This is a genomic window from Acinetobacter sp. YH16040_T (assembly GCF_024605785.1).
Taxonomy (GTDB): Bacteria; Pseudomonadota; Gammaproteobacteria; order Pseudomonadales; family Moraxellaceae; genus Acinetobacter; species Acinetobacter amyesii.
Genome location: NZ_CP094541.1, coordinates 141963 through 156788, shown reverse-complemented (window position 1 = coordinate 156788; position 14826 = coordinate 141963). Strand labels below are relative to the sequence as shown.

12 protein-coding genes and 1 riboswitch are annotated in these 14826 nt (G+C 43.2%); of the genes, 2 read left to right on the top strand and 10 right to left on the bottom strand.

Annotated features, from left to right (window positions below; genetic code table 11):
* Positions 1-97 precede the first annotated feature (97 nt).
* The 4 genes from guaB to MST16_RS00750 all read right to left on the bottom strand — a co-directional run bounded on the left by guaB (position 98) and on the right by MST16_RS00750 (position 3819).
* Positions 98-1564: an IMP dehydrogenase gene (guaB, locus tag MST16_RS00765; protein WP_078190562.1), complete on the bottom strand. Its 1467-nt coding sequence runs from the start codon at positions 1562-1564 to the stop codon at positions 98-100.
* Positions 1565-1783: 219 nt separating this feature from the next.
* Positions 1784-2149 (bottom strand): YkgJ family cysteine cluster protein, encoded by a 366-nt coding sequence (locus MST16_RS00760; protein WP_168379406.1) that lies wholly within the window; start codon positions 2147-2149, stop codon positions 1784-1786.
* Positions 2150-2248: 99 nt separating this feature from the next.
* Positions 2249-3046 (bottom strand): MBL fold metallo-hydrolase, encoded by a 798-nt coding sequence (locus MST16_RS00755; protein ID WP_078190564.1) that lies wholly within the window; start codon positions 3044-3046, stop codon positions 2249-2251.
* Between the two features lie 194 nt (positions 3047-3240).
* Positions 3241-3819 carry a TMEM165/GDT1 family protein gene (locus MST16_RS00750; protein WP_078190565.1) on the bottom strand — a complete coding sequence of 193 codons (579 nt, stop codon included), beginning with the start codon at positions 3817-3819 and terminating at the stop codon, positions 3241-3243.
* A 74-nt stretch (positions 3820-3893) separates the two neighbouring features.
* Positions 3894-4036, bottom strand: a riboswitch (yybP-ykoY riboswitch).
* 58 nt (positions 4037-4094) lie between these two features.
* On the opposite strand from MST16_RS00750, the gene MST16_RS00745 reads away from it, so the two are divergent.
* A complete protein-coding gene (locus MST16_RS00745) occupies positions 4095-4616 on the top strand; it encodes a hypothetical protein (RefSeq protein WP_168379405.1) in 522 nt (173 codons plus the stop codon).
* A gap of 231 nt (positions 4617-4847) precedes the next feature.
* On the opposite strand, the gene MST16_RS00740 is transcribed toward MST16_RS00745, so the two are convergent.
* The 3 genes from MST16_RS00740 to MST16_RS00730 form a co-directional block, all read right to left on the bottom strand.
* Entirely contained in the window at positions 4848-6833 is a 1986-nt protein-coding gene (locus MST16_RS00740) for a 2-oxo acid dehydrogenase subunit E2 (RefSeq protein WP_180011602.1), read from the bottom strand.
* A 2-nt stretch (positions 6834-6835) separates the two neighbouring features.
* Positions 6836-9538, bottom strand: a complete 2703-nt coding sequence (gene aceE / locus MST16_RS00735) for a pyruvate dehydrogenase (acetyl-transferring), homodimeric type (protein WP_078190568.1) — start codon at positions 9536-9538, stop codon at positions 6836-6838.
* 281 nt (positions 9539-9819) lie between these two features.
* Positions 9820-10515: a M23 family metallopeptidase gene (locus tag MST16_RS00730; RefSeq protein ID WP_180008772.1), complete on the bottom strand. Its 696-nt coding sequence runs from the start codon at positions 10513-10515 to the stop codon at positions 9820-9822.
* A 106-nt stretch (positions 10516-10621) separates the two neighbouring features.
* On the opposite strand from MST16_RS00730, the gene MST16_RS00725 reads away from it, so the two are divergent.
* Positions 10622-11062 (top strand): DciA family protein, encoded by a 441-nt coding sequence (locus MST16_RS00725; protein WP_111884464.1) that lies wholly within the window; start codon positions 10622-10624, stop codon positions 11060-11062.
* Between the two features lie 97 nt (positions 11063-11159).
* On the opposite strand, the gene lpxC is transcribed toward MST16_RS00725, so the two are convergent.
* The 3 genes from lpxC to ftsA form a co-directional block, all read right to left on the bottom strand.
* Positions 11160-12062: a UDP-3-O-acyl-N-acetylglucosamine deacetylase gene (lpxC, locus tag MST16_RS00720; protein WP_168379401.1), complete on the bottom strand. Its 903-nt coding sequence runs from the start codon at positions 12060-12062 to the stop codon at positions 11160-11162.
* A gap of 125 nt (positions 12063-12187) precedes the next feature.
* Positions 12188-13378, bottom strand: a complete 1191-nt coding sequence (ftsZ, locus tag MST16_RS00715) for a cell division protein FtsZ (protein ID WP_078193216.1) — start codon at positions 13376-13378, stop codon at positions 12188-12190.
* Between the two features lie 159 nt (positions 13379-13537).
* Positions 13538-14800 carry a cell division protein FtsA gene (gene ftsA / locus MST16_RS00710; RefSeq protein ID WP_078190573.1) on the bottom strand — a complete coding sequence of 421 codons (1263 nt, stop codon included), beginning with the start codon at positions 14798-14800 and terminating at the stop codon, positions 13538-13540.
* Positions 14801-14826: the final 26 nt, after the last annotated feature.

Sequence of the window (14826 nt, the reverse complement as noted above, 5' to 3'; positions counted from 1 at the left end):
TGATCTTAATCATCACTTTTTACTGTAAATACTTTACACCAAAAACAAAAAGGCCGTCATATTAATGACGGCCTTTTCGGCTAAAAGCTACTAAATATCAACCAACACGGTAGTTTGGTGCTTCTTTAGTAATAGTCACGTCATGTACGTGAGATTCAGACATACCTGCCGCAGTAATTTTGACAAACTGTGCATTTTTACGTAAGTCATCGATCACCGCAGAACCGGTATAACCCATAGATGAACGTAAACCACCCATCATTTGATGAACGATGTTACCCATTGGGCCTTTGTACGGTACGCGACCTTCAATACCTTCTGGTACAAGTTTTTCAGCACCGGCTTTTGAGTCTTGGAAATAACGGTCAGCAGAACCTGTTGCACCTGCCATCGCACCCAATGAACCCATACCACGATAAGCTTTGTAGTAACGACCTTGGAAGAATTCAACTTCGCCCGGTGCTTCTTCAGTACCTGCCATCAATGAACCTACCATGATGGTACTCGCGCCTGCACCAATCGCTTTTGCCATATCACCAGAGAAACGGATACCACCGTCTGCGATCAATGGAATTTGATCTTTTAGTGCATTGGCAACGCTGTCAATCGCAGAGATTTGTGGCATACCAATACCAGCCACAATACGTGTAGTACAGATTGAACCCGGGCCAATACCCACTTTCACTGCATCTGCGCCAGCATCTAATAATGCAAGAGCTGCATCACCAGTCGCGATGTTACCGCCAATCACTTGAACTTGTGGATAGTTGGCTTTAACCCAACGTACACGTTCAATTACACCTGCAGAGTGACCATGTGCTGTATCAACAACAATCGCATCAACACCCGCTTCTACCAATGCTTCTACACGGCTTGGTGTTTCTGCACCTGTACCAACTGCAGCACCAACGCGTAAACGACCTAAGTCATCTTTGCAGCTGTTTGGATAGTTTTCAGCTTTACGGAAATCAGTAACCGTGATTAAACCTTTCAGTTCGTTGTTGTCATTTACAACAAGGACTTTTTCAATACGGTGCTTTTGAAGTAATGCTTGGATGTTTTCTTTTGATTCGTTTTCACGAACAGTCACCAAACGATCATGACCTGTCATGATGTTACTAACAGGTTGCTCAAGATTGGTTTCAAAACGAGTGTCACGACCAGTAACAATACCCACCACTTGACCGTCTTTCACCACTGGTACACCGCTGATGTTATTTGCTTGAGTTAAAGCAATCAGCTCACGTACAGTCGTTTCTGGTGTAACGGTAATTGGGTCTTTCACCATACCTGCTTCAAATTTTTTCACGCGGCGAACTTCTGCAGCTTGTGCAGCAATATCCATGTTTTTATGCAGGATACCGATACCACCGTTTTGCGCCATTGCAATCGCCATACGTGATTCAGTCACAGTATCCATTGCAGCAGAAACAAGTGGAATATTCAAATTGATGCCACGTGTGAAACGTGTCTTAAGAGAGACATCTTTTGGGAGAACAGTAGAATAGGCAGGGAGTAATAAGACATCATCAAAGGTTAGGGCTTCTTGAACGATGGTCAACATAACAGTCTCGCTGGTAATTTCCGTGAGCCATTATATACAAATTTCCGTTCAATTTTCATTTTAATTGCGGCAATTCTTTACAGAGTTTTCAATATTAACCATCGAATATGCTGTTTTCAGCAAGAATACACTGAGGGTTAGTCAGCAACTTGTTCAATACAGGCAGAATCCGAAGACTCTACCGCTTAATTTCAATAAATTTATTCTGGAACTAAAGCCTTAACTGACTTGATCGAAATCTTCATCATTTTCAGCGTCATGCAGTGGAATACTGATCAATGGAATCATTTGATGCGCGATGCGTGCTTTATTACATTGCTCATCAGCTATCTGCACACTTTTACATGTGGAACTCCGAGCCTCGTACACCCTACAACTCACTGCTTGCCCAATTTTCCCACCCAAAGCGATACAACGAGACTGTGTTTGATTGGTGCCCGCCATACATGAATACACGGCATTAACCGGTTCAGTATAATGTTCGGGCATATTCAGCCCTTCTGCCCAATAAAAAGAAACGCGATAGTGGGCACAACATGCTCCACAGGTTAAACATGCATCCTGAGTCGGTATTTGAGACAACATTTTTATCTATTCTCGTCATCTAAAAGCTTATTTTATGGACGAAAAATACTAAAAAATGTTATCTGCAAACTCAATTATTTTTTCTGAATTTTCAAGTCATTATACTGGGCAAGTAAAGACTGTTTCATCCATTAAATCGACACCACACTGCAAGGTTTCGATCCAATCTAAGAATTGGTTGATCTGTTCTTTACCAATAAATGGCGTGCCGTGCTGCGGTACGATCATTTCCACATCCATCGTCCGTACCATGTTGACCCACAGACGGATCACTTTGTTCGAACACATGTAGCGCTGATGGAAGCCTTTCATTTTAGGAATATGAGCGGCAAAATTTTCTAAAGGTTTAGAGGCATCATCCACCATAGATGCGCCCATATCCCCTGAGAATAAAATTTTGGCAATCGGGTCATAAAATTGGAAGTTACCAACCGAATGTAGGAAATGTGCAGGAACAGCCACCAAATGACTATTGCCTAATGGAATCACCTGACCATGATCTGGCAGTTCGATCAGACGATCCAACCAGTTGCCTTTCATCCGGTCACTCATAAATGCAGAGTTTAAATGCGGTAAGAAACGCGCCCACAGCTTAGATGCCACCACTTTGGCGTCAGTATAAACCAACCAACGCGGCATCGAGGTAATAATGTCTGGGTCCTGATGCGAGGCCATCACATAGTCAAGATTGGTCAAACGGGTATATTTATTCAGTTCCATAGTCAGTGGGACATAGGTCAAGTCACCACCCGGATCGAGCACCGCTGCGCGCTCATTATCCAAAATCAGGAACTGGTTCGCCTGTACGCCCTCGCCTTTTACCAAGCTGGTAAAGCTAATACATTTATGCTTTCCATCATCATAAAGTACCTGTGATGTTGTGCGTTCGAAAGCCATTCCCATTCCCCAAATTTTTTATCAAAAAAAATATATTCTATAGGTGAATAACATATATTTATTTAGGGAAACTTACAATAAATATTAAGTCAATATTATCTGAAATATCAGTGAATTGGGTCTCATTTATTGGCAAAGAATCCTGAGTTTTTAACTCAGGATTTCATGTATTTTTAATATGGTGAGATCATTATTTAAAATAAATAGTGTTGTGCCAACGCAGCCAAACCAATCACCAAGAATACCAAGGCGCCAATTTTATGAATCAGTGAAATCGGTAGTTTTTCAGCTAGCTTGTTCCCAATAAATACCGCAGGCGCATTAACCAACATGATGCCTAATGTCGTCCCCAAAGTCACCCAGCCAATACTGTCAAAGCGTGCAGCCAGTGCAACAGTGGCAATTTGGGTTTTATCTCCAATTTCAGCCAAGAAGAACAAAACGAAAGTGGCGCCGAAAACCCCATATTTTTGCCACTTATTGATACTTTCAGATTCATCATCCAATTGATCGGGGATCAACATCCACACCGCCATAGCAATAAAGCCCAGAGAAACGATCCACAATAAAACGGTTGGACTTAAAACAGTGGTAATCCATTGACCCAGCACAGCAGAAACCCCGTGGTTCACCACAGTCGCGAGGAAAATTGCAATTAAGATCGGAACGGGTTTACGAAAACGTGCAGCAAGCAGTAAGGCAAGTAATTGTGTTTTATCGCCCATTTCTGACAGGGCAACAACAGCAAGGGAAATGAAGAAAGCGGTTAACATGGTGCATTTCTCTGGCTAGCAATAACATATACCGATGACTTATCCCTCCTGCTAGCCAATGTGCAGAGTGATAAATCAAAGGTCTTGCCAACAAAAGAAAGCTACGAAGAGCTCATTTGGTTCTTTGCTATGATGACCATGCTCGTTTTAGAGCAAATATGTTGACCATCACCTTTTTACTTTGCGTAAAAAGCGGCTACTCCCCAATGAAGTAATGCTATTCTAGCGAGGAATGCATGTTTTCGCAATTTTAATTTTCGATGACTCAATTTGATATGCAAAACAATAATCAAAAATTTCAAGAATTTATTCAACACTATATGCATGTGCAGGATGTATTAATCATTGCAGGCGGCCCGTCTCAGCTCAGTTTTGACTTAACCACCATTCAGCCCTCAAAAAAGCTGCTAATCATTTGCTGTAATCAAAGTTTTCTTCAACTTCCTCAGGCTCAAATTGCCCATCATTCAGATTATGCGTGGTGGTTACACTATCAACCCATGCTCAAAGCCTGCTTTCAAGGTGACATCATTAGCGGATGTGGTTTAGGTCACAACCGTCCATATCCTGAACATGAAGTGATTAACTTCAAAACCGTGCGCATCGATACGCAAGCGGAGTTATTTCATTCACCGTACTTTGTGTATGGTAATAATTGCGGCCTTCAAGCCTATTCACTCGCACATCTCTTTCAACCGCAGCGTATTTGGCTGATGGACTATGACTTCCAGCACCAACAGGGCCAAACACATGCGTATCAACATGTACAAGAACTGGGGCATTATGAAAAGTTTTAGGGCTTATTTTTAAAAGACTTCCAACGCTTTGAACATTTACGACATAAGCTTTGGTCGACGGCGCACCCACATCGTACGCTTCCACTCACTTATAACCTCAATGCAAACTCAGCATTAAAGCTCTACCCTTCACCCATTGAACTTCCTGATTGGCTTTGTCAGTCCACCACCACGACGCCATAAAAAAACCCTGCCAAAGCAGGGTTCATTTTGAAACTTAAACAGGTCAGATTAGATCAATAAAGTTCGGATATCTTTGAGCAGCTTCGTCAGTTTATTGGCAAAACGTGCAGCATCCGCACCATTAATTACACGGTGATCGTATGACAATGACAGCGGCAGCATCAAACGTGGATCAAAGCCTTCACCATTCCACACCGGCTGCATAGTTGCAGGTGAAATACCTAAAATCGCCACCTGTGGCCAATTAACCAGCGGTGTAAATGCCGTACCACCAATTGAACCCAGACTGGTAATGGTAAAGTTCGCACCTTGTAGATCTTTCGGCGACAGTTTTTTGTCACGTGCTTTTTGACTCAGTTCACCCAGCTCAATTGCAATCTGCTTAATCGATTTTTGATCTGGATTACGCAGTACAGGCACGGTCAAACCATCAGGCGTTGCCACGGCAATCCCCATGTGGATTTCATTGCGTAGCAATACTGACTTGCCATCATCAGACAAATGACCTGCAAATTCACGCTCTTCTTTCAACAAATAAGCCACTGCTTTGATGATGAAAGCCATAATGGTTAAGCCAATACCTTCTTTCTTAAAGTTAGCTTTTAAATCATTACGCCAAGCTTCAAGATCGGTAATATCCGCAGCATCGAATTGCGTCACTTGCGGGATAAAATTGTTTAAAGACAATTGCGGAATCGACACTTGTTGTAAACGTGTCAAAACTTTCTCTTCGACACCACCAAAAGCATCAAAGCTTGGTAATTTCGGCAAGCCTGAAACCTGTGCCACAGCTTGAGCTGCAGGTGCCGCTTGCGGAGTAGTCAAACGGGTTTTTACATAAGCGAATAAATCTTCTTTCATTAAACGCTCATGCGGGCCCGATGCTTTGACTTCTGCCAAAACCACACCCAATTCACGTGCAAGCTTACGAACGGCCGGTCCTGCATACACTTTGGCATTGGCAGCATTTTGCTCTTTGGTGAGTTTATCTGCGCCTTGTGGTTGCGGTGCTGCTGCTTCAACTTTGCTTTCAGCTTTTGGAGCAACTGTCGTAGGCTGTGCTACTGCTGGAGCAGGTTTCGTTGCTGGCGCGGGTGCCGCAACAGCTTGACCTTCGGCGTCAATCGTCACTAAAGCGACGCCTTCAGAGACACTTTGCCCTAACTGAACATGAATCGCGGTGATTTTACCAGCGGTAGAGCTTGGTACTTCTACCGTTGCTTTGTCTGATTCCACCACGATGATGCTTTGGTCTTTTTCAACCACATCACCCACAGCGACTAAAATTTCAGCCACTGCTGCTTTATCAACACCTAAATCAGGCACTGCAATTTCTACAGGTCCAGACGCTGTAGCCGTAGACGGCGCTGGTGTTGCTTCTGCAACAACAGGTGCAGCAACAGGCTGTGCAGTTTCTTGCACAGCAGCCGATTCAACCGCAGCAGATGAAGCCGCCGTTTTCACCGTTAAAATCACTACACCTTCTTTCACTACATCGCCAGCACTGATCGTGATCGATTCAACACGGCCTGATACAGTACTTGGGACTTCGACTGTCGCTTTGTCTGATTCCACCACGATAATGCTTTGATCAACATCAATCTCATCACCGACAGAGACCAAAATCTCACTCACCGTAGCTTTCTCTACGCCAATATCAGGGACTTGCACATCGATACTTTGCGACTGAGGAGCATTGGCTGCAACAGGTGCTGCTGCAGCTTGTTCTGCTTCCACAACCGGAGTTGGTTCTGCTGCATGGTCTTCAGTTGCATTTTGTACTGGCTCAGCTGTAGCAGCACTTTGACCTTCTGCTTCCAACTCGATCAGCACAGCACCTTCAGCAACACTGTCACCCAGATTAACTGCAATGCTTTTCACCACGCCTGCCAAAGTGCTTGGCACTTCAACAGAGGCTTTGTCAGACTCTAACAACACAATGCTGTCATCAACGCTAATGGTGTCGCCGACTTTCACTAAAATCTCAGCGACCGTTGCTTTATCTACACCAATATCAGGAGTCGTAATTTGCATGATTAGTTCTCCTCTTTGTAGTCAGCCACAGCATGCAGTTCCGGCGTTTCCTGCGGAGCCCATGCCACTGGACGGTCAGTATCTAGTTCAAAGCTTGAGATGGCATCTTTAACTAAACGTGCATCAACTTCGCCTTCATCCGCGAGTTTTTTCAATGTTGCTACCACAATATGTGCAGCATCGACACCAAAGTAGCTACGTAAGTTGCCACGTGTATCTGAACGACCATAACCATCTGTACCTAATGCAACAAATGGACGATTGTCTGGAAGATAGGCACGGATTTGTTCGCTATACGCACGCATGTGATCAGTTGCCGATACCACAATACCGTCTTTTTCACGAAGTAATTGAGAGACCCAAGCTTCTTTCGTATCTTCAGCCAACGGATGTAAGCGGTTGTATTCTTCACACGCCATACCATCACGAGCTAATTCGTTAAAGCTAGTGACGCTCCATACGTTTGAATGAATTTGATATTCATCACGAAGGATTTTCGCTGCTTTAATAACTTCGCGCAGAATCACACCTGAACCCATCAACTGAACCGTTGCCTTCTCATCTTCTTCGAAGAGATACATACCACGTTTAATGCCTTCTTCAGCACCTTCAGGAATAGCTGGATGTTCGTAGTTTTCATTCATTACTGTTAAGTAATAGAACACGCGCTCTTGGTTCACGTACATGCGTTTTAAACCATCATGTACGATCACTGCCAACTCATAACCAAAACATGGGTCATAAGAGATACAGTTTGGAATCGTATTTGCCAAGATGTGTGAATGACCATCTTGGTGCTGTAAACCTTCGCCGTTCAGTGTTGTACGACCCGCAGTTGCACCGAGCAAGAAACCTTGCGCCTGCGCATCACCTGCCGCCCATGCAATATCACCAATCCGTTGGAAACCAAACATCGAGTAGTACATATACATCGGAATCATTGGCAAGTTATTGGTTGAATAACTGGTTCCTAACGCAGCCCAAGCACTCATCGCACCTGCTTCGTTAATCCCTTCTTGTAACATGTGACCATCTTTGGCTTCACGATAGTGCATCAACTGCTCTTGGTCTTCAGGGGTATATTTTTGACCATGCGCTGCATAGATCCCCAACTGACGGAACATACCTTCCAAACCAAAAGTACGCGCTTCATCTGGTACGATTGGCACGACACGGTCTTTAATGGCTTTTTCTTTCAATAACGAAGAAATCAAACGCACCATCAACATAGTCGTCGATTGTTCTTTACCGCCACTGCCTTTCAGTACCGCATCAAACACAGACAACTCAGGAATCGCCAGCTGCTCACTTTCTTTACGACGTGCAGGTAAATAACCACCCAATGCCTCACGACGCGCCTTCATGTATTTCAATTCAGGTGAGTTTTCGCTCGGACGATAGAATGGCACTTCTTCAAGCTGTTCATCGGTAAATGGCAAATTGAAACGATTACGTACATATTTCAACGACTCAAGCTGCATTTTCTTGATTTGATGCGTCTTGTTGACGGCTTCAATCTCTTCAGACAAACCATAGCCTTTCACTGTTTTCGCTAGGATTACAGTTGGCTGACCATTGGCCTTCATCGCTTCTGCATACGCCGCATACACTTTGTACGGGTCATGCCCACCACGGTTCAGGTTATCAATATCTTCATCGCTTAAGTTGCGAACCAACTCTTCAGCTTCAGGATATTTACCAAAGAAATGCGCACGCGTATACGCACCGCCTTTCACTTGATAGCGCTGGAAGTCACCATCAACTGCTTCTTCCATCACAGCTTTTAAGGCACCTGTATCATCTTTTGCCAGTAGCGGATCCCAATGACGACCCCATACCACTTTAATCACACGCCAGCCTGCACCACGGAACAATGATTCAAGTTCTTGAATAATTTTACCGTTACCACGAACTGGGCCATCTAGACGCTGTAAGTTACAGTTCACGACCCAAATCAGGTTGTCGAGCTTTTCACGGCCTGCAAGTGAAATGGCACCTGTACTTTCAGGCTCATCCATCTCACCATCACCGAGGTAAGCCCAAACTTTACGGTTTTCTTCTTTGATCAGCCCACGGTTCATCAAGTACTTTTGGATGTGTGCTTGATAAATCGACATGATTGGGCCTAGACCCATCGATACGGTTGGGAACTGCCAATAATCTGGCATCAAGTACGGATGTGGGTATGACGGCAAACCTTTACCGCCAACTTCACGACGGAAATTATTTAAGTGTTCTTCAGTCAAACGACCTTCTAAGAACGAACGTGCATAGATACCTGGCGCACAGTGACCTTGATAATAAATCATGTCACCGCCAAAGCTGTCGCTATTGGCACGGAAGAAGTGGTTAAAACCCACGTCATATAAAGTGGCAGATGATGCAAAACTTGCCAAGTGACCACCTAAGTCATCACCGGTTTTATTGGCACGCAGTACCATCGCTAAGGCATTCCAGCGGATCAGCGCACGAATACGGCGCTCCATATCCGAATCACCCGGCATAGGCGGTTGTTCTTCAACTGAAATGGTATTTAAGTAAGGAGTATTTAGTCGCTGAATGGGGACGTGCTTAGCAATCGCTTGTTGATAGAGTTTTTCAAGCAAAAATGCAGCGCGGTCAGTTCCCATGTGCTGTAAAACTGAATCAAATGCGTCCTGCCATTCTTGGGTTTCTTGCGCATCTGTATCGCCATAAAACGCCATACTTCACCTATCCTATGTGCTAAATATATGGCTCTATTAGTACCATATTTTGGCTAGGCTCAGTTATCGCCACAGATGAATACGAAATAGCTCTATTATTTATTTACTAAATACTTATTGATTAACAATTACACAAATTTACATTTTTGGGTCAATTTTCGCCATTTTTCATACAGACAATATTTTTTAAAATGATAATTTTATAGTTATTAGCGATAAATAAAAAAGCCATTGTCTGTAGAGGTTCAGACAATGGCTTCGTATATAGATGTTATATGTGCTTATGGTAACATCGCTAAATACGTTGATGGGTTTTTACGTTGACCATCTTTCACTACTTCGTAATGTAAATGTGGGCCAGTACAACGACCAGTACAACCAACGTTAGCAATATGCTCACCCGCAGCAACACGGTCGCCTACACGTGCAATTAAGCGTGATGCATGTGCATAACGTGTCAGGTAACCATTACCATGGTTAATTTCAACATATTGACCATAACCTGTGCCCCAACCTGACTTTGTTACAATGCCTGGACCCGTTGCATAAATAGGTGTGCCACTAGCCGCAGAAAGATCTAAACCTGAATGATTTTCTGCACGGCCACCCATGGTACGACCACCATAGTTTGAACTTACACGCTTCATGTCTGGAAGTGGGTGGGCAATTAACCATGAATATGGATTATTTGAACTTGCTGAATAGTTTTTAGAGGAATTGCTTGAACCGTATTTTTTTGCGATTGTCGCATTGTTGAGTTCAATTGATTTTTCACGAATTTGAACATTCAACTTTGTTTCTGCTGGAATATCAATATCATTGCTTTCAGAGTAAGCACCTTGAGACAAAGTGCGAGTTAACTGTTCAATACGATCTGATGATGAATCTGCTTGATTTAATTCAACTAAATCTGCAAAAGCGACTGAAGCGGCCGAAGCAGCCAATGAAAACGCCAATAAAATACGTCGTAAATGCATAAAAAACCTCTATAAACTGTTCTCTTTTGTTCCTTGTGTGATTTCGTCCTTGATATCAGCCAAAAGGAGCGCATAAGATTAAGACATAAACATGTAGGAAATATGTATGTCAGAACCTGTCAACGTCTTTCAACCAACAAGAAAACACATAAAAACAGGAAACTTTTCGTTTCTCTCAACGCAAGTTGCTGCATGGCAGAAGCTTACGAAAATTGTCCAACCGCTATTACCCCAACCGGATCAATGGCAAGTCGTTTGTTATATAAACGGTGTACTTATATTAACTGGAGAAAATCAGGCACTGATAAGTCAGTTGGCCTATTTACAAAAGCAATATATTGCACAGTTATCACAAATATACGAATTCAAGGATTTACACAAGATTCAAGTCCGTCTGAGAACTCCGTCTCCAACGCCCCATTCCCCTGAAAAAATTTCAAGAACCCTCAGTACAGAAACTCAGGATTTACTCCGTAATGCTGCTGACTTTGTGAGCGACCCTAAGCTTAGCCAAGCAATGCTGCGTTTGGCAAGCAATAAAAAGTAACCACCGAGTTGTAACAGATAAATTTGAATATTCAGAATGTGACAGACTTAACACTTAAAAATGATACAATATAACATCACTATTATAAGACAATGACTTATGTCACATTCACATAACTAATTGGGCAATCATTAATGTCATCAAATGTTACAATTTCATAGCTGTCTGGATCACTTTTGACATTGCGTAATAACTGATTATTTAATGCATGACCTGACTTATAGGCATCATATTTCGCAATAATTTGATGACCAAGCAAATATAAATCACCCACAGCATCTAATATTTTGTGACGAACAAACTCATCCGAGAAGCGTAAACCCTCTTCATTGACCACACCATTTTCATCTACGCCAATGGCATTTTCGAGACTCGCCCCCAAAGCCAAATTATTGGCTTTGAGATAATCCAAATCTTTCATAAAGCCAAAAGTCCGCGCTTCACTGACTTCATAGACAAATGTTTCGGTTGAAAAGTCGATGGTTGCCGATTGAAATTCTTTCTTAAATGCAGGATGGTCAAAATCAATCGTAAAATTTAATTGGAAACCGTCATGCGGTTGAAAGGCAGCACGTTTATCATCAATCAGTGCTTCGACAGGTTTAAGTATTTTTATGAATTTTTTAGGTGCATTTTGTTCTTGTAGTTCACCTTGCATAAGCAAATAAATGAACGGGCCGGCACTCCCATCCATAATGGGCACTTCAGACGCCGACACTTCCACGATCAGGTTATCAATCCCTAAACCAGCAATCGCACTCATAATGTGCTCAATTGTACCCACCTTGGCATTTTCTTGCACCAAGTTAGAACACATGAATGCTTCTTGAATCAGCATAGCATCGGCTGGAATATCAATCGGTGGATTTAAGTCGATACGACGAAACACAATCCCCCCATCGGCATGATGTGGCACAAAGTTAATCATCACTTTTTGCCCACTATGCAGTCCGATGCCACTCGCTTTCACGATGCGTTTCAGGGTACGTTGTTTCAACATGTGTCTTCTATCATCAGTTCACAAAACCGCTATACGTTAGCATATTTAGCCATTGATAAAAAACAAAAAGGTAGCTGATCAGCTACCTTTTGTAATCAACAGACATTTAAGTCATTGAATTTATGTCATTTACGTTGCTGATTTTTCAAATAGTCTTGAATACTCATTGGCGTAGGGCGTGAATTGGATGCTGACGCCGCTGCTGCAGCCGGAGCAGCTGCTTCATTGTGCTGACGTTGAATCGCTGGCACATCATCTTCATCTACAGGTACTTGTGCAGAAGCGACTGTACGCGTTGCTTGTGCGACAGGGCGTTTCACTGGCTCAGCAGAATCGGCAGAATTACGAGTTAAACCCGTTGCGATCACCGTTACGCTAATTTCATCACGTGCATCTGGATCAAATACCGTACCGTAGAACACTTGACCTTCATCAAGATCGACAATTTGGTTCACCACATCAGTGATTTCTTCAATTTCACCGAAGGTTACATCATCGCCACCAGTAACGTTAATCAAAATGCCTTTTGCATTCATGATGGTCACGTTATCTAACAATGGGCTGCGGATCGCTTGTTCAGCAGCTTGACGTGCACGGTTTTCACCACGACCAGAACCTGCACCCATCATGGCATAACCACGTGTACTCATCGCAGTTTTCAAATCGGCGAAGTCAAGGTTGATATGACCAGGACGCACGACAAGATCAAAGATACTACGTACAGCATTTAACAGTACGTCGTCTGCTTTTTTGTAAGCATCTTTCATCGAGATATCACGGAACACTTTTAGCAGGCGTTGGTTCGGAATAATAATTAGAGAATCAACATGTTGCTCAAGGGCTTCGATACCTTTCTCAGCAGATTGCTGACGACGTTTACCTTCAAAGTTAAACGGAGTCGTCACCACACCTACAGTTAAGATACCCATTTCTTTGGCAATTTCAGCAACAACCGGCGCAGCACCTGTACCAGTACCACCGCCCATACCTGCAGTCACGAACACCATGTCCGTACCTTCAAGGTGTTGGCGAATCAACTCACGGCTTTCTTCAGCAGCAGTTTGACCCACTTGTGGATTTGCACCTGCACCCAAACCACGCGTGCTTTGCTCGCCGAGTTGGATTTTAAATTGTGCATTCATGCGGTCGAGTGCTTGTTTGTCTGTATTGGCACAAACAAATTTTACACCCTCGATATCTGATTCCAACATGTGTTGCACAGCGTTACCGCCAGCACCACCCACACCGAATACTGTGAAACGGGCTTGACCGTTGCTGTCGCTTTGATCATCTTCTAAAAATTCAAATGAGGCCATGCCTAAAAAATTCCTAATCCATAATTGGCAGACACTTCAGCCCGTATACTGCCTTGATCTTAATAAAAATTGTTTTTTAGAATGCTGTCCAAGTTCCAGCTTGTCAAGTACAAGCAATAATCCGTACAACTTCCCAACAATATTCCCAAATATTTCAACTTAAAAGATCGACTTCAAGGTGTCATTGAAGCCCGACCATGCCCGTTTTACCCGATTCAATACTGAAAGTTTTTCCGTATCTTCTGGCTCAACGATCGTATCTTGTGTTTCGCTTTGACTGAAAATTAACAGACCTGCGGCAGTCGCGTATTGTGAACGACGTAAAGCAGCTTGCTGTTGATCATCGGCATACACTTGCATAGGTGGATTACCTAAATGTGCAGAGACACCTAAAATCCGACGTGCAAATGTCACCATCCCTTCAATTTGGCAGGCATCACCTGTGAGTACAACACCATGATATAAACCATGAATCGCACCATGATCGACCAATTCATTACGCACTTGATTAAAGATTTCTTCATAGCGCGCAATAATGATTTCGGTCAGTTCAATACGGCTAATGGTTTGTGGACCATCAATCCCTTGGAACTGAATCATACTTTCAGGTTTAACCACTTTCAGGTCAACACAACCATACAACAGCTTAATGCGTTCAGCTTCTTCTGTTGTGGTTTGCAATACAGCAGCAATATCACGTGTTACATGCTCACCGCCACGTTGCAAGGTATGTGTCATCGCCAAGCGACCATCTAAATACACCGCGATATTGGTCGTACCTGCACCAATATCGACCAAGCACACACCATATTCTTTTTCATCTTTAAGCAAACTGGCTTCAGCTGTTGCTAATGATGAAATGACCATGCGTTCAACACCAATATTGGCGCCTTTTAATGCACGATCCAAATTCTGCATGGTGCTGATGGGCAACATCATCAAATGATAATGCCCTGTCATACTCCGTGCTGACATGCGAATCGGGTTTAATACCCACTCAGGTTCATCATCTAGTTCAAAACCTAAAGGTACAGCACTCACCAAATAGTGGTCAGACGTTAAATGACTGGCTTTGGCCAGTTCTAATGCACGCACCACTTCATTGGTGGTAATCGCATGGTCATTATTTTCAATTGGAGTGCGACCAGAGGCATAAAAACTTTTTAGTTCAGCACTTGGAATGGAAATCCACGCAGAATGTACACGACATTCCGCCATATCTTCCGCTTCCTGCACTGCATTTTTAATTGCGGTAACAACTTTATCGAGACTGACAATTTTCCCTTTATTCATGCCGCGGTTACGAGCGGTCGCCATCCCTACCACTTGGATATTGTCTGGCGCGTGTACCTTACCAATCAAAACTGAAACTTTGTGTGTCCCAATGTCAATCGCAACAACCGAGGGAACAGCTTCATTCATTATTTACTACTACCATTCACATGTTT